11 protein-coding genes are annotated in these 17,603 nt (G+C 47.9%); 3 read left to right on the top strand and 8 right to left on the bottom strand.

What is annotated here, in order from left to right; genetic code table 11:
• Positions 1-11: 11 nt before the first annotated feature.
• The 4 genes from MYF79_RS14490 to MYF79_RS14505 form a co-directional block, all read right to left on the bottom strand.
• On the bottom strand, positions 12-3,257 hold the full coding sequence (locus MYF79_RS14490; RefSeq protein ID WP_247814684.1) for a TonB-dependent receptor: 3,246 nt from the start codon (positions 3,255-3,257) through the stop codon (positions 12-14).
• A 312-nt stretch (positions 3,258-3,569) separates the two neighbouring features.
• A complete protein-coding gene (locus tag MYF79_RS14495) occupies positions 3,570-4,781 on the bottom strand; it encodes a FecR family protein (RefSeq protein ID WP_247814685.1) in 1,212 nt (403 codons plus the stop codon).
• A gap of 75 nt (positions 4,782-4,856) precedes the next feature.
• Positions 4,857-5,501, bottom strand: coding sequence for an RNA polymerase sigma factor (locus MYF79_RS14500; protein WP_247814686.1), 645 nt, complete (start codon positions 5,499-5,501; stop codon positions 4,857-4,859).
• A gap of 23 nt (positions 5,502-5,524) precedes the next feature.
• Positions 5,525-8,452: a triple tyrosine motif-containing protein gene (locus tag MYF79_RS14505; RefSeq protein WP_247814687.1), complete on the bottom strand. Its 2,928-nt coding sequence runs from the start codon at positions 8,450-8,452 to the stop codon at positions 5,525-5,527.
• 284 nt (positions 8,453-8,736) lie between these two features.
• Between MYF79_RS14505 and MYF79_RS14510 the strand changes: the two genes are divergently transcribed.
• A complete protein-coding gene (locus MYF79_RS14510; RefSeq protein WP_247814688.1) occupies positions 8,737-9,960 on the top strand; it encodes a family 16 glycosylhydrolase in 1,224 nt (407 codons plus the stop codon).
• 323 nt (positions 9,961-10,283) lie between these two features.
• Here the strand turns inward: MYF79_RS14510 and MYF79_RS14515 are convergent, their stop codons facing one another.
• Positions 10,284-12,635, bottom strand: a complete 2,352-nt coding sequence (locus MYF79_RS14515) for a GAF domain-containing protein (protein ID WP_247814689.1) — start codon at positions 12,633-12,635, stop codon at positions 10,284-10,286.
• A 296-nt stretch (positions 12,636-12,931) separates the two neighbouring features.
• On the opposite strand from MYF79_RS14515, the gene MYF79_RS14520 reads away from it, so the two are divergent.
• Together MYF79_RS14520 and MYF79_RS14525 are read left to right on the top strand one after the other, a co-directional pair.
• The gene (locus tag MYF79_RS14520) at positions 12,932-13,954 is read left to right on the top strand and encodes a serine hydrolase domain-containing protein (RefSeq protein WP_247814690.1); all 1,023 of its coding nucleotides are present in this window, start codon (positions 12,932-12,934) and stop codon (positions 13,952-13,954) included.
• Between the two features lie 82 nt (positions 13,955-14,036).
• Positions 14,037-15,434, top strand: coding sequence for an aminopeptidase P family protein (locus tag MYF79_RS14525; RefSeq protein WP_247814691.1), 1,398 nt, complete (start codon positions 14,037-14,039; stop codon positions 15,432-15,434).
• A gap of 211 nt (positions 15,435-15,645) precedes the next feature.
• On the opposite strand, the gene MYF79_RS14530 is transcribed toward MYF79_RS14525, so the two are convergent.
• The 3 genes from MYF79_RS14530 to MYF79_RS14540 all read right to left on the bottom strand — a co-directional run bounded on the left by MYF79_RS14530 (position 15,646) and on the right by MYF79_RS14540 (position 17,236).
• Positions 15,646-16,197: a DUF1772 domain-containing protein gene (locus tag MYF79_RS14530; RefSeq protein ID WP_247814692.1), complete on the bottom strand. Its 552-nt coding sequence runs from the start codon at positions 16,195-16,197 to the stop codon at positions 15,646-15,648.
• The gene (locus MYF79_RS14535) at positions 16,194-16,493 is read right to left on the bottom strand and encodes a c-type cytochrome (protein WP_247814693.1); all 300 of its coding nucleotides are present in this window, start codon (positions 16,491-16,493) and stop codon (positions 16,194-16,196) included. The genes MYF79_RS14530 and MYF79_RS14535 overlap by 4 nt, the downstream gene beginning before the upstream one ends.
• A gap of 149 nt (positions 16,494-16,642) precedes the next feature.
• Entirely contained in the window at positions 16,643-17,236 is a 594-nt protein-coding gene (locus MYF79_RS14540) for an inclusion body family protein (RefSeq protein WP_247814694.1), read from the bottom strand.
• Positions 17,237-17,603: the final 367 nt, after the last annotated feature.

The following is a 17,603-nucleotide window of genomic DNA, read 5'->3' on the forward strand; positions in this document are numbered from 1 at the left end:
GATTGCGCTTTTTATAAGGTTACTTTAAGACCACCGGTAAATGTCTTCATCGGTGACAGGTTGAGGCCTCCGGATTCCGGATCAAAATCGCGGAATTCCTTCTTCGTGAAAGTCAGCAGGTTCTGACCCTGTGCAAACAAGGTGACCTGTTGAAGACGTGCCTTCTGCAGCCATTTAGCTGGCAGCTGATAAGAGAAGGAAACATTCTTCAGGCGAAGGAAAGGCGCGTCAGAATAGGCCAGTGTACTGGACCTGGCGTACAATGCCCAGGGCAGATAACCAAATATGTTCTGCGTATACTTTGGAATATCTGTTACATCGCCAGGCTTCTGCCAGCGGTCCAGGGCTATACTCGCTAACTGGTTACCCATAAAACCGGGCGGCGTGATACCGTTCAGCAAGGGGTTTTTAACCATATGCTGTTCGAACTGGAACAGGAAATCGAGTGTCCAGCCCTTGTACCGGATCGAGTTCTGGAAACCGCCGTAATACTTTACAGTCGGATCGATAAAGGCGGTCTTCTGGTCGGGCGTTGCCACGCTCTTGCCCTCACTGTTGATGAACCGGTATGTACCAGTCTGAGGATCTACACCTGCATACTGGTACACCCGGGTAATGCCAAGCGGTTTACCAATGATGAAGTTCGGATCATCAGGAGTTAATCCCGGGTATTCTGTGAGCTTATTACGGGGTAATGAGATGTTCAGGAAACTGCTCCATTCAAAGTTCTTGCCCTTCATATTGATGGTGTGCAGCTCAAACTCCCAACCCGTATTTTGTACTACCGCCGGCAGGTTACGCTGAATGGAACCAAAGCCGGTTACGGCTGATAACTGGAATGGCAGCAGCTGGTTATTACTGCGGTTCCTATAGTAAGAGGCAGTTACCAGTATCCTGTCGTGAAGGAAACCCAGGTCAATGGCGCCTTCTATTTTACGGGTAGCTTCCCATGCCAGGTCCGGATTAAATAATGCTATTGCCTGTAAGCCCTTATCGCCCTGATAACTGAACCCTAATGATTTGTAGAGATCCAGGAAGGCATAGTCGCCTATGTTATCATTACCCGTAGTACCATAACTTCCTCTCAGTTTACCGAAACTCATGAAAGGCAACAGCTCTTTTACTGCTTTTTCCTCTGAGAAGATCCATCCGCCACCGGCAGACCAGAAGAAGTGAAACCTGCTGTCAGGTCCGAAACGGCTGGAACCGTCGTATCGTCCGTTTAAAGAGAGTAAATACTTATTGGCCCAGTTATATTTGATCCTGCCGAAAGTGGCCGTGTATTTATTTTCATTGTTGCCAAAATCCTCGATAGTCATCGTAGCCGCTGCCTGCGGATTTTGCAGCAGTGCGTCGCTGGCATAACCTACGCCATTCTGCGTCAGGTTTTCATTCTGCTCGCGGCGGAAGGTGGCGCCCAGTAATGTTTCCACATTACCTTTGCCTAGACTGAAATTATAAGTCGCCTGTGGCTCTATGTTCCAGCCGTTATAGTTGGCATTCCTGTACCTGGCTGTAGCCTGCCTTCCTGCCGATTTAAAAGGATTCGAAATGGAAAGGGGACTGCCTACATATTCCCGCTGTGCAACGTTCTCGTAACCGGCAGATACTTTTATGTTCATGCCTTTGATGGGTCTGTACCCAATGGTGACATTCCCGTTCAAATTATTGGCCCGCCCCAGGTAGGGTTGTAAGAGCGCTGCGTAGGGATTGTCGAAGGTGCCGTTTTCCCAGTTAAGTGTTCCGTCGGGATTGTAAATGGCCGGTGCATCAGGCGCAAGCAGGCGGATGTTGAATGTCGGATCAAGCGGGGTAATGTTGTTGGTATTGGATACATAAATACCCCCCGCGCTTACGCTTAATTTCCTGTCATTGCTCATGCCTGAGATACTAAAATGTGCAGCTCCCTTTTTCAGTGCACCGTTTGTCGGCATGATGGGATCTTCACGATGATAGCCGCCGCCAACAAGGTATTGGATATTATCGGATCCACCTGCCATCGATCCCTGCACGTCGGAAGTATGTGCACTACCTCCCAGTATCAGCTTCTGCCAGTTAGTATACCGCGTGGTATCCCAGGTGCCGTTCACATCATAATCCAGCATACCCGGTTTTGCATTGTCATTCGCAAAGGCTTCACGGCGCATCTGCAGGTATTGCTGCAGGTTCATATATTCCGGCATACGGGTGATCTTACTGACACCGGTATAAGCGGTCAGGTTCACCTGCGTACGTCCCGGTTTACCCTTCTTGGTAGTAATGAGGATCACACCGTTTGCACCACGTGAGCCGTAGATCGAAGTGGCGTCCGCATCTTTTAATACATCGATGCTTTCAATATCCGCAGGGTTCACCAGGTCGAGCAGGTTGCCCTGTGCCAATGCGCTGTTCACTGAACCAGAAGTACCGCCCTTAAATGGTACCCCGTCTATGATATAGAGGATGTCATTACCGGACGCAATGGAATTACGCCCACGCAATTGTACACTCACAGCGCCTCCGGGCATACCGGTGGTCTGGTTGATCACCAGGCCGGATACCCGGCCTGACAAGGCCAGTAAGGGATTACTTACCGGGTTCTTCGCGATATCTGCTGCTGTCACCGTTGCCACATTACCTGTGCTGAAACGTTTGGTGGTAGTGCCATAAGCGATCACCTGTACCTGGTCCAGCTCACTGGTAGAAGGTTTCAGGTAAATGAAGGTGGGCGCTTTAAGGCTTACAGTGGCAGTTTTGATGATGTAGCCAGTATAAGAGATGGTCAGTTCTGCATTCTCTGTACCTTCCTCCACCTTCAGTTCGAAATACCCGTTGGCGTCGGTAGTAGTACCTTTGCGTGTGCCTTTCAGCATGACGGTAGCTCCCGGCAGTCGCATGCCTGCAGGATCGACTACCCATCCCTTCACCAGCTTGGGCGGATCAGTTGCTGCAACCGTGACAGGTGCTACAGGAAAGAATGATTTGGGATCCCTGGTGATGACGATCACATTGTTGAGAATGGAATAAGCAAGTCCTTGTTTCGCCAGTAAAGCCGGCAGAAATTCACTGATCTCCTGGTCCTTTACATTAATATCCACCGGCTGCGTTTTTTCCAGCAGGGTAGGACTGGCCAGAAATTCTCTCCCCGTCTGTTCACTGATGGCTTTGAAGATATCTGTCAGTGCCGCCTTTTTTTTGCTTATCGTCACCTTCTGCGCATAGGTGGCTCCACTTACATGGAGCACCGCAACAAGGATAAGCGGGATGATTAATTTCATAATCATTACTAATTTTGAAAAAGGAATTGGCATACCTTTGCCAGGTACAATATTTTTCATACTTGTACATTTAGGGATTTACTGATTAAATGACGTAAGTGACATTAATGAAGTAGTCCTCATAGCAGGACCCCAATTGCAGTTGAGGTCCTGCCTTTTTACCAGGACTTACTTACAAGCTGTTGGTTGCTTTTTGCTGATTTGTTGGCTGTTTCCCTGTTTCTACATACGCTGATTGGTTGTTGATTTAGATATTTGATTGATCGATGTGTCAAAAAATGCTTAACCTGTTCTTATCTATCGTCCCCTGTATTATTTTTTAGCGCCTGGTATAACGCTGATATGATCTCCTTCAATCCTGAAATGCACTTCTCCCGTTGCTTCCAATGTTTCCAGCAATGCTTTCGCATTTACTTTGCGCGATAAGATGCCCTGGAATTCTATATTGTCTACGTTCCCTTCATAACTCACATCCACATCGTACCAGCGTTCCACTTGTCGCATGATGTTCTTAATGCCGGTACGATTGAAACGGAACTGCCCGTTCTTCCATGCCAGCACTTCCGCCAGGTCCGGCCGGGATGTTTTAAAGGCCTGTTCATTTGGCGCCAGGCTCGCCTGAACACCTGGTGTCAATACCGTTGCAGCATTGCCTGTCTGTACCTTTACCGATCCGCTTACCAACGTTGTACGGATGGCATTTTCGTCGGCATAAGCCATAATGTTAAATCCTGTGCCCAATACATGCACATCAATTTTGCCCGCTTTCACGGTAAAGGGTTTGGCGGCGTCAGGGGCGACCTCGAAATATCCTTCCCCGGTCATTTCCACTTTCCTTTCAGTGCCGGTGAATGCCGTTGGATAACGTATGGATGAGGCTGAGTTCAACCAGACCTTTGACCCGTCCGGTAATGTGAGTTGGAACTGTCCACCCCGCGGAGTGGACAGCGTGTGATACTGCACATTGTCCCCTGTTCCTATGTAAGCGATAGCGCCGCTATCTGCTTTAGTGATAGTCACACCTCCCTGTACGGGTATATTGCCCTTAGCCAGGTTGTCCAGAACGATCTGCTGGCCGTTCGCCAGTGTAAGAATGGCTTTATTGCCGCCCGGTTCCAGTTCAGTACTTTGTACGATGGCTACCGGATTGTGCTGTACAGGCCGGAATATCCATATGGATGCACCTCCGGCTATTAATAATGAAGCCGCCGCGGCCCACCAATAATTCCGCTTCCTGATCTTCCTGACAATGGCTTCCTGTCTGTTGCTTTCTTCCATGGCGCTTACTTCAGCCTGGCAGTAGGCCGTCAGCCGGCTATATATATTGTTGACAATCTCTTTATTATTATAGACCGGCTCCTGCACCTCCATCAATACAGCTTCATGTGCGCTCGCCAGTTCCTGCAGTTCTTCTTCGCTCGCTTCCAGGAGGAACCATTGCCGGAACCTGGTTGTTTCCTCCTCAGTTACGGTTTGTCCCTCCGCCAGTTTTGCAACGTGTAATATGGCTTCAGATAGATTCATATATGACATATACGTATAAAGACGGTCAATGAATCCGAATTTTCACCGGGACAGTAAAAAATTTTAAAAAAAATTTCAGGGCTGGAAGAAAAGTATCAGGAGCAGCAGGGTAAAGTTAATGCCATTCTTTGCCAGATATTCTTTTAGATAGTTGGTGGCCTGCTGCAGTGATTTATGTACGCCGCCTACAGACATGCCCAGCATATCTGCAATTTCCTGGATGGTCATTTCATCTCTCGTGCGTAAAAGGAAGATCTGGCGTTGCTTTTCGGGGAGTGTTTCAAGGGCCGTACGGGCGATGGATTCGTATTGGTCGGTGATCAGTTTATCGTCTGCACTGTAATGCGGTTGTACATAATCCTTGCTGTAGCCCGCCTGTTTCTGTATTAAGGCCTGCTGCGCCTTCAGGAAATCATTCAGGGCATTCCTGGCCATGATGAATACATAGCTCTTAAAAGAACGTACCGTTACCAGTAATTCCCTTTTCTTCCAGACCTTCAGGAATACTTCCTGACCTATTTCTTCCACATCATGTTTGTCTGCCAGGTACACCTGGAGGTAATGTAATATAAGGGGGGAATATGCCTCGTAAAGGCGCGTGAAGGCCTGCCAGTCACCGGCTGCAACATTTTGGAGTAAATTTCTTTCCTCTTCTTCTGCTATTCGTGTATGAACAATAGGCGCTGACAATGACAATTGTGGTAAAGGCGTAAAGCACAAATATAACCGTTTCCTATTGGTTTTCACACCGGTTTCTCCGGTTCGGCTGTAATGGCTATCAGGAAATCGTATAAGCTGGTTTCTGCCGGCAGCTCCAGTTTCTTTCGTAAACGGTACCTGCTGGTTTCTACGCCCCTTACAGAGATGCCCAGCGACTGTGCTATTTCCTTTGTGGTGAGGTTGATGCGCAGGTAAGCGCATAACTTTAGATCGGTTGTGCTCAGGTCAGGGTACTTGCGCTTCAGCGTGAACAGGAAGTTGTTGTGCACCTCGTCAAAATGCCGGGAAAACTGCTCCCAGTCCTCTTCATTGTTTTCTGCTTCCTCAAACAGGCGCAGTACTTTTTTAAATACATTGTCCGGCAATGGATCCAGCTTTTTTATTGCCAGCAATAACTCTTCTTTAATATTAGATAATACCTTGCCCCGGTGCAGCAGGTACATGGTAGCCGTAGCCAGTTCCTTATTCTTGAAGCGGACCTCCGTGGTAAGTTTTTCATTTTGAAGGCTGATCAGCTCTTTCTCCCGCTGCTCTTTCTCAAACTTGTGCCGCAATATTAACTGTTCCTGTTTCTGCTGGTAACGGCGTTGCTGCCGCGCGAATTTTCTTTTCTGGTAGATATAGCCCCATAGCAGTACGGCCAGTGCCAGTAATACATAGCCGCTCCTGGCGAGAGGCGTCTGGTACCAGGCCGGTAATATCCGGAAGGAATACATAGCAGCGCGGGATACATTACCCAGGTTGTCTTTCGCTTTTACTGAAAAAGTATAATGACCGTAGGGGAGGTTGGTATAGTCCTTTTCCGTTTTCACGGACCAATCGCTCCATTGCTGGTCAAACCCGCTCAGCTTGTAACTGTATTCAATGGTATTACCCTGGCTGTATACCGGCGATGCATATTCGAAATGAAAACCGGAAAAGGCATTGGGCATTGCTTTGAAAGATTGTTTTCCCATGGGGGGATATCCGCCGAACAGCAGGCTGTCTGTCTTGCCATGAGCGCTCACCTGGCTGATGAGCACCAGTGGTTGTTCCCTGGCTTGCCGGTAATGTTTGTAGTTGATATGGAACATGCCTTTCTCTGCACCTACGAAAATATTCTCATCATTATAAGGATACAGGAATTCAAAGCCGTTCACGATCTGTCCCTTTAGTTCCGGGAAATGCACGATGCTGTACGCATGTTCCGGCACAGGTTTATGAAAGTCTATGACGCCGGGCATCTTGTCTGAAATGAACCAGACATTGCCGGTGGCGTCTTCAGAGAGGTATTGCAGACTGGCGTCCTTCAGGATGGGCGACAGCCAATGAGAAGGCACAAAACGGTCTGTGGCCGCATCATATTCATATGCCCCCGCCTGAGTAGCTACCACCATCCGCCCCCTGATCCGGAACACAAAATTGTTGTAGTCAGCCGGTAAGCCATTCTTCTGCGTGTATAACGTATAGCGTAGCATGGTATCCCTGTCCAGGTGCATCCGGAATACGCCCCGGTAAGGATGAGAAGCCCAGATGATACTGTCGTCTTCTACCGTCAGGAAGCGCAGGGACTCAAACAATCCCTTTACCGGTCTTGCGGCCGACAAGCCAGCTCCTTCCTTACGCATCAGCTGCAGGCCATTATAGCATCCGGCCAGCATATACGAGGATAGGGGCTGGAACAACCAGCATCCTGTGCGTTCTGACAAAGAGATCGCCTTCGTTCCCTTTATCTCAAAAGCCCCTTCATGGTGTCCCATCAGCAGATGATGCTCTACCTGGGCAATGCTCCATACCTGGCCGGCAGTATTGTCTATCTGCCGGAAACGGCTCTCCAGGAAACTCAGGTCCCGCTGTCCGTCCAAAGGTGTACTGAATACACCATCCGAAGTACCGATATACAATTGCTGGTCAAATACGGTGGCGGCATAGGTGGTGAGGTAACGTTTATTGTCAGGCAGGATCTGTTTCACGGCGGTATTATACCGTACCATATCAATGCCGTTGTCCAGCGTCAGCCAGATATTCTTTCCCGGGTCGGTAAAGATCTTCAGTACACTGTTGTGTTGCAGTCCTTCGGCAACGGTAAAGCGCTGGATCAATGCCCCTGTTTCCCGGTGTATGATATAACAGCCACCGTAAGAAGTCCCGATCAGCAATTGGTGGTCTCCCCAGGGGCGTGCGCAGTAAATCTGGTTTTGGGTGAAAATAGGTGTGGCGTCGCTCTGAAAAGGGTAGAGCCGCCCCTCGTGTAGTTTAAAAATACCATCCTTTAATGTGCAGACCAGCAAAGTATCATTATTATCAACAGTGACCTGGCCGGCCTCCCCTTTGGGCGCTTTCCCGATGATCTCCCTGATCAGCAGGTGCCTGTCGGCCACTTCTGTACAAACCGGCTGCCAGGCGTTGTTTTTAAACTGCATTAAGCCCCTGCCTGCATCCTGGGCATATAAGCTGTTATTAGCCCGGCACAGTGCCTGCCAGTGTACGGGGGCAGGATATATATGTACACTGTGATGATCGTAATAAAAGATCTTGTTGGTACCCCGGAAAAAGACCCCGCCATTATATAATACAATGTCCCAGATGTCTGCAAACTGGTCCTTCCGGTCCCTGACAGCAGGTTTGAGGGAGGTATAACGTAATACCCCATCCGCATCGGCCAGGTAATACCCGAAATCGTCCTGCGCACCCACATAGATACGCCCGTCCTTATCTGTCTTCACAGAACGCAGCCGGGTATGATTGGGAACGGGCAGCAGTTTCCAGGAATGACCGTTAAAGGTCATCAGGCCTTCATTGTTGGCAAAATAGAGGATACCGTTCCTGTCTATGTCCAGGTCCCAGGTTTGTCCGCTTCCCGGGTATTGCTGCCGGGTATAGCTGACAATAGGGGGTAAGCCGATGATCTGTTGTGCCAGGTTTTCACTTGTCCATAGGATAGACAGTACAAGCAAAATGAGCTTGTTCATTTTCCATAACGTTTCGCTAAAAATAGGAATATTATGGTTTGAAGTAGTGCTGACGTAAATAATGTTTATTGATAATCAATTACCTGTATTTGTGTTGTAGTAGATTAGACGTAGCCCTGAAATGGAAGTACCTGAAAATTAACCGCATCTTTGCCCTGATCTTAAAATAACCTGTTTCCGCGTTATAACATTTTCCTGTCTGCTGATACAAGGGGTATTGTCGCCCATTCCGGTAGCAAGAATGCTGTATGCGGGAACAATGTAAAACCGGAATTATTAAAACTATGAAAAAACAAACCTTCTCCGGGCTTCTGAGCCTCCTGTTGCTGGCCGCTGCCCTAACATCCTGTACTAAAGAAAACCAGGCCGAACAGGCGCCAAAACTTTCTGCCGGCGACAAAGCATTAGGTGCTGCTGCAGCTGCCAAGTCTTACGAATTGGTATGGTCTGACGAATTTGACGGTACCAGCCTGAATACTTCCAAATGGGGGTATGAAAATGGTAACCTGGGTGTCAACAACGAAAAGCAATTCTATCAAACCCAGAACGTTGCCGTTACCGGTGGTAACCTGGTGATCACTGCACGTAAAGAAACCGTACAGGGACAACCCTATACTTCCGGTCGTATCAACAGCAATGGTAAATTCTCTACACAGTACGGCCGTATCGAGGCCCGCATCAAACTTCCGGGTGTACAAGGCTTATGGCCTGCTTTCTGGATGCTGGGCAACAGCATCAGCACTGGCGCCGGCTGGCCCCGTTGCGGCGAGATCGACATCATGGAACAGGTGAATACCAGCAATACCATCCTGGGTACTATCCACTGGTGGAATACTGCCTATACTTATTATAGCGGTAACACAACTACCACTGCTACCGATTTCCATGTTTATGCGGTAGAATGGGATGCTTCCTCTATCCGCTGGTATGTAGATGGATTGGAATACCATATCGCTAATATCCAGAACAACATCAACGGTACAGAAGAATTCCATGCACCGTTCTTCATCCTCCTGAACGTTGCCGTAGGTGGTAACCTGCCAGGTAATAATATCAATGACGGCGCACTGCCTGCCAGCATGCTGGTCGACTACGTAAGGGTATATAATATCACCCAGACACCCGGTGGCGGCGCGCCCATAGGCACTACTATCTCTATCAGGGGTAACAATGGCTCTTTCGTGAGCGGAGAGAACGGTCAGCAGGCAATGAACTGTAACCGTGCTACTGCCCAGGGATGGGAACAATTTACCATTGTTGATGCCGGTGGTGGTAAAGTAGCGCTTCAGAGCATGGGTAAATACGTTTCTTCCGAAAACGGCGCCCAGGCAATGACGTGTAACCGTACCTCCATCCAGGACTGGGAGAAATTCGACTGGATCGACAATGGCGACGGTACCTTCTCCCTGCGTGGCAACAACGGTGCTTACGTTTCTTCCGAGAACGGCGTACAGGCAATGACCTGCAACCGTACTACCATCCAGGGTTGGGAGAAATTTACTTATTAATAGTGTTTTCTCAGGTTTCATTCAATAGCATACAGGCTTTTCCCTCTCCATTACATGTAGTATCCCGTAGCGTTTGCTATGGGATATTGCATGTAATAGGGTGCCTGTTCGAATAGGGCTTCGCCGTCGCTTGTTCGTCGCGTCTTCGTTGCTTGTTCGTCCCTTCTTCGTCCAATGCCTGGGGCGCCGGGAACAATAACCAAAATGAGAAAGACCAGGTCCCGGTGAACAGCATATAAGCCTGCTGGTCTCCATCAGGTATCCAAATAAAAAAGGGCGTATCAACATCGATAACGCCCTCAATATTATGAAACCGGTTGCCCTTAATGAACAATCTTCACCCGGATCGCTTTTAAGCCTGACACCCCCTGCAGGTCCTCAATATCAAACTGCTCAATCTCTCCGTCCAGGATCATTTGTGACTGTAAGGTTTTAATATACTGCAGGTATTCCTGTTCTTCCAGATTACTGGAAAGAACGATGGTGATCTTCCCCGACTGGGTGATGCGCTCGCTCGTATCCTTGATAAAGGCCTTATCTATCCTTTTTTTCACGATCTCAAACCGCGCATTATAACTTCCATCCACGTCAAAACGTTTTTCATCCATCCGGAAGCGGATGGCGATGGTGGCATTGTAAACCAGGATCAGCGAGGTGACATCGAGGGAATAGGGCAGTTCCGCTTTCATACGATGATGTGCTATTTCCATTTCACACAGCGTCTGTAATTGCCATAGACGGAGGTCGTACAGTTTCTGAAGACTGAAGGGCAGTTTGGGAGAAATGGATGCGCCTATATACAGGTTATGCTCTATGCCATCCGTTTTGAAACGCTCATAGTAATGAGGGAATAATACCTGTGCTGTGGCCTGGTTCCGGTCAATAACATCGGATAGCTTGTTATTGATCATGGAAATGGTGGTTTCATACTTCCGCCGCTGCAAATGGAAGGCGCCTTTTTCCTTGTCAGTTTCAACAAAGTAAGCCCGGACTCGTGGATCAGTGCCATATTGCTGTAAAACCGGATGCACTTCATTGGCCAGGTAGGCTGTAATGTATTGTTCCGTACCAGCCCTTAAAGGGAAGGATAGTTCTATCAGGTAGTCCCGCAATTGCTCCTGAATCTCCCCGAAGGTGTTGGTGTACCGGGAGCTGATAGCTGTAGTTTGAATGCCACCGGTTGCTCCCTGTTGCGCCATTGCGTATTCCGGATCGCTTAACTGTTTTATCAGGGCACAGACGGTCTTTATCTGCAATTGAAGGTCCTGCTGCACGCTGGTATTGCGTACCTCGGAAGATCCCTTGATATCGATCTGTCCATACAAAGGATATACGTCCGGAAAGACGATCTCCTGCAATTCATAACTTTTGCCTGTCTCCCGGTGGGCGATCAGCGTTTGTACTTCCTCCCTGAATTTCCAGTATACACTGCTGTGAATGGCTGTATATTTTTCCTGGATGATGGCCTGTACTTCATTCTGCAGTTCCACCAGTAGTCTTTCCATTGTATCGGTGAGGAAAGGCATCACTACTTCCAGCTTGTTGGCATTAATACTGTTCAGCTCTTTGCTGCGCAGGGAAAGCAGTTCCAATACCCCCAGCAGCTGACCGTTCTTCACCACCGGCGCCAGTATAAAGCTCCTGATACCCTGCTGGTGGAAGTAGTTACCCAGCAGGTTCTCCGGATCGGCCGTTATGAATTCACCCACATCAGAAATAGCAAAGTATTCCTTCTTTTTTACCAGGCAGTTATAAGAACTGGAACATAACAACGTATGGGCCTCCTTATGCGCGTTTCCCTGCATGATGAAACTGCTCATATACTGGCTGAAAGGGTCGCTGACGGTGAACTGATCTTCCTCCTGGTTATAAAGTGTAAAACCGACCTTTATATCGGGTATACGGTAAATTGAGCGGAAGATAGACTGCATATTCTCTTCAAAACCTGCCGCATTCAATCCCAGGAGCCGCTCTTTGAAGATGGAAACAGCATTCTCTACGGTGGCATCATACAGGGTCATAATGGCAAAGCCTTTCAATGTCCAGCTCTCCCTTGGGAATTTGGCCATCCAGAGGTCCAGGTCATCATAATTGTCCAGCAGCAGTTCTATATCATCCGCGGTCAGCGTAACAGCCCTTTCTGTGGGAATGATGTCAAGGAAGTCTGCATTGTACAATATCCGGTAGTGTTTAATGACGCCATCTGCCGTGGGAATGTCATAGAACAAAGGCCTGCTGAAATCGAGCGTTGTACCATAGAATTCATTCAGGATCAGGCAGCAGCTCAGTACATAGAACTGGTGAGCGTCAAAATCCCTGATGTTGAATGAAAACCCGGGCCCTGCCGCTTTGAGTATATTCTTAAAACGTTCGGTATGATTGAAAATCAGATCAGTATAGGGAAGGTTGATAGCTTTGATCTCATTCATGGTCAGCGCTTTTGGAAAGTAGTGCTCCAGCAGGCGGTGAATGAGCCTCTCGTTCTTTTCAATCTGCTCGTAGGTGGTCAACCCTTCCACCAGTTCAGGACATTGCGCTACTTCTGCCAGCAGCTCTTTCGCCCGGGTGGTGGATTCACCGTCCGGCCCCGCTGCCTGTTTTTCCAATTCATCAACAATATGGAAAAAGCTCAGTTGTATCTTGAATGGACTGTCTGGAAAAGAATGCCGCTTCATGTTGTTACTATCTTGATCTTACAGGTATAAAATTAGTTATAATTTGCCTGCTTTCAGGCAAACATGCGCGAAACATGCTCCGGCTAACCGGAAATCGTCCCCCTGCATTACAGTAGAAAAAATTATATTTAGTAAATAATGTCTGACCCTTTTAACCGACCGATGCTCGGGTACCCGGGTGATGTATAAAATGAGTGTTGCCTGAACAAATATTTTTTGCGGCTGATGAATGAATGCAAATAATTAATTCGAACTTGCAGATCATTAAACATCTCACCGCATAAATTTCCGATCCGATGACCCGGCGCATCCTTTTCCTCATTGCCTTCCTGAGTACCTTCAGCCCTTTATTTGCACAACAGAAAAACATCTCCCGCAAACTGGATTCATTGCTGACAGCCAGTACCAACACTCCTTTTAATGGCATCGTTGTGGTCAGCAACAAAGACAGGACCTTCTACAGGAGGTATGCCGGTTATGCCAATTTTGAACAGCAACATCCTGTTACCCTTGAAACTGAATTTATTATCGGCTCCATCAGTAAACAGATCACCGCAGTGATCGTATTGCAGGAGATGGAGAAAGGGCATTTGCACCTGAATGATCCCATTCACAAATACCTGCCCGATCTGTCGGAAAAATGGGCGGATACCGTTACCATTCATCACCTGTTAACACATACACACGGTATCACGGCGCTGGATAAACCACTTGCTTTCAGGCCCGGTTCCCGTTTTGCCTATGGGTTCATCAGTTATGATCTCTTATCGCAGATAGTGGAGAAAACATCCGGCCAGACCTTCCCCGATCTTTGTATGGCTTTGTTTAAAAAATGTGGTATGAATTACAGTTGCCACCCCAGGACGAAGCAATACCAACACCTGGCGCAGGGATACACACTGAACCAGGAAGGCCGGCCAAAGATAGAAGAAAGCATACTGGACGTTTTTGCAGCTGCCGGCGGATTGATCTCTTCAGGTCATGACATGGTAAAATGGAACAAGGCCCTCCATGGTGGTAAGTTGTTGTCCGACAGCACCTATCGCCTGATGATCACGCCGAAAGAAAATGCATTCAGGGAACATCTTACATTTGGAACGATCGACTATGGTTATGGTATCGCCATTCCACGGCAGACAGACATTCCTGTACTGGCGGTAACAGGTGTGGCGCCTGGTTTTATTTCCATGAATGTTTATTTCCCCGCTACAAACACAAGCCTGATCGTATTGGAAAACATCGCGAGGAATATGACTGATCTTAAAAAGAGTTTTTATTATCATGAGCAGATCCTCAACATTATAAAAGCAGCACAATAGCAGTAATGCCTGCATTTTTTTATGTTGAATGCAAACGGATTTAATATCTATGTACTAAATTCGTGGCAGATTTATAAAGGCTATGCATTTACACCTGTTTGATAAACTCGTTTATACCAAGCGCAGACAACAACTCGCAGCGAAGGTTAGCAAAGGTATCATCCTCCTGATGGGCAATGAAGACAGCAGTATGAACTACGCGGATAATACCTATCCTTTCCGTCAGGATAGTACGTTCATTTATTATGCGGGTATCGACATCCCGGGACTGGCAGTAATACTGGACACAGAAACGGGCGAGGAGACGCTTTTCGGTAGAGAAGCAGGTATAGACGATATTATATGGACAGGCGCATTGCCTTCATTGCAGGACCTGGCATCGGCAGTCAACATTGCTAAAACACGTCCCTACGCACAACTGGCGGAGGTGTTAAAGAGCGCGCAGGCCAACGGTCGCCGCATACACATTCTGCCGCCTTACCGTCCTGAGAATAAGATCAAATTATCTGAATGGTTACAGCAACCCATCGGCGGGCTGCAACAATATGCTTCCCTTGAACTCATTAAGGCCGTTATTGCTCAACGTGCCATCAAAGATGAACACGAGGTAGCAGAACTGGATAAGGCAGTATCTATCAGTGTCGACATGCATCTTGCCGCCATTCAGGCTACAAGGCCAGGTATGATGGAATATGAGATCGCAGCCAAGGTAGAGGAAGCGGCGCTGGCAGGCGGAGGCCGTTTGTCATATCCGACTATCCTGACCATCAACGGGCAGATCCTGCACAATCACTTCCACGGTAACCGTGTAGCCGAAGGCCAGATGATACTCTGCGATGCTGGTGCGGAGAACGTGATGCACTACGCGGGTGACCTCACCAGGACCTTCCCCGTAGGTAAACAGTTCACTACCCGTCAACGGGAAGTATACCAGGTGGTGCTGGATTCGCTGGATCATGCAGTGAGCCTGCTGAAACCTGGTGTACAATATAAAGAAGTACATACACAGGCCAGTATCAAACTGGTGGAAGGGCTGAAAACACTGGGCCTTATGAAAGGAGATCCGGCAGAAGCAGTAGCCGCCGGCGCACATACCCTGTTCTTCCAGTGCGGCCTTGGCCATATGATGGGACTGGACGTGCATGATATGGAAGACCTGGGCGAACAATATGTAGGGTATACCGATACCTTGAAAAAGAGTACGGAATTCGGCTGGAAATCATTACGCCTGGGACGTGAACTGCAACCGGGATTTGTGCTGACAGTGGAACCCGGCGTATATGTTATTCCTGAACTGATCGATCGTTGGGTGGCTGAAAATAAACTCAGTAACTTTATCGATTATAAAACGGTTGCATCTTATCGCGACTTCGGCGGTATCCGTATAGAAGATAACTACCTGATCACTGCAGATGGCAGCAGAAAACTGGGAAAAGACCTGCCGAAAACAATTGCCGATATAGAAGCGTTAAGACAATAGACTAACCCATTCATTTAAATAGCAAGGGCGTCCGCAACAGCGTGACGCCTTTTGCATTTATCTGCTTATAGAAGTGCCGTCTCATCTCATAGCATATCTGTACATAAGGTAGGATATGCCCGGTCCCCTCTCATCGTTTGTTTAAAAGGCTGGAGCTATGGTCTCCTCTTATCGTTATCTGCATACAAGGCATAAAGCTGCTCTAGCTTATTTACCTGTACACAACTGCAGGACGGCTTGTCTCTGCCGCCGGACTAAGGCAGGCCAGTATGATCAGCACCAGGGCTGCAACACCGGCAATGGTGCGGATGATATTTAAATTATTCCAGGGGCCTTCAAACCGGGCTCTTTGAGCGGCCAGTTCCTGCGCAGAGGCGGAGGATAAGTTGAAGGCATCCAGGGCATCGTTCAGGGGGACATTACCGAACATGGTCACTCCGAAGGTACCTGCCAGGTAAACAACAGAAGCCAGCAGTAATAGCCAGAAGCGGGCATTCGGTCCGGGCCCGTAATACAGCCAGGTGCTCAAAGGCAGCAAGAGGGCGGTACCGATGAAGCTCAGGAAAAATACCGGGTTCAGAATAGCCCTGTTGATCTGTTGCATGGCCTCAAGATAAGTACTGTCAGATACCCGTGCCAGGCCTGGTACTACTGAGCAGGACCAGGCATAGAATAATCCGCTGATGAGCGCAGTGGCAGTCGCTGTGACGATCAATACGATCTGGGAGATGGTAAACATGTTGTTGGTTTTTACGGTTGTCATATTGCAGGTTTTCTAAGGGTTTTAATGTAAGCCGCCAGTTCATTGATCTGGTCCGGATTTAGTTTCTTTTTAAAGGCAGGCATGATCCTTTTGCCGTTCCTGATCTGCAGGGCGATCGCGGTATCGGGGAGCTGGCTTTTCTGCAGGTTCTTAGCCCCGAACATGCCCCTGGCGCCGTCCGTTCCATGGCAGCGGGCGCAATGATGTTCGTAGAGCGCCTGTCCTTCTCCGCTATGCCCGGTGCTATAGCCGGTGGCAAACAGCAGGAGGAGCAGGGGGATTAAAATAATACGCATGGTCCGTTTCATCTTTTTTATCAAAATTAGATGAGCGGGGAAAGGAAAAATAGAACAAATCCGTCAGATGCAGATATAAAAAAGCAGTTCCGCATAAGCAGAACTGCTGTAAATAAAACTTTCAATATGTGCTATGGCATAAAGCGCAATTATTTTACATCGATCTCCGGGTCCCACCAGAAATAATCATAGATAACCTGGTTCTCTTCATCTTCGTCCAGCACATACAATGCAAAAGTGATCTTGAGCGTTTCGGTACCGCTGTTGCTTATTTTGCTGTCGTACGAATAGAAAGTTACTGATTGCTGTTTGGGAGGTAAGCCATCCTGTTGTGTGGTATCGGGAACCACAGCCCCGGTCCTGGTCTCTTTCGTTGCATTGAAACCATTAAACACATTTTTACCATTGTAGCTTTCTACATCATATAAAATAACCGCATCGTCTGCATTTTTAGAAAGCGTGGTAGCCCGGAAAGAGATCCAGTCCCCCACGTTTGCCTTAAATTCAAGATTGGCGGGGTCCTGGTTAATGTTTCCAACATAGTTACTTGCAGGGCATAACATTGTAATACCTTCGTGATGATTAAGACCTGTAGGGTTATCTTTACTGGCGTTAGGATTCCGCGGATAGACAGCTTTAATGGCTTCGGTATCAACAATTGTCAGTACGTTGACGGTGTTACCTTCGTTCTTTTGAGAGGTTTTCGATCTTGAAGGACTGGGTACTTGTGCTGTGCTTGACATAACATATGGTTTAAAGTGTTACCTACTCTGTTCTGGCTTTTCGGTTTCCGCCATAAAGGGTACAAGTATGTATGGGTGATACATATCAGGCAAAGAAAGACTGATCATCCGCCGGCAGCGGACGCAGGTAAGCAGATAAGACATGAAATAGATCACCCTGCTGCAGGGTTAATAGTGACCTGTTATTATGATATCCTGATTATTTAATGGTGTTTCATCGGTTATTCTGTGGTGTTAGAGTTTCATCGTTGTTCTGGTAATTGAGGTCTGGAGCTTGCTATAATTGTCCGGTTATTTGAGTTATAAATTTTACACAGTTAGATAACAGCGCTTGTTTTCGTTTTGTTCGTTGGTTAAAAAGAATTTC

It is taken from the genome of Chitinophaga filiformis, assembly GCF_023100805.1.
GTDB lineage: Bacteria > Bacteroidota > Bacteroidia > Chitinophagales > Chitinophagaceae > Chitinophaga > Chitinophaga filiformis_B.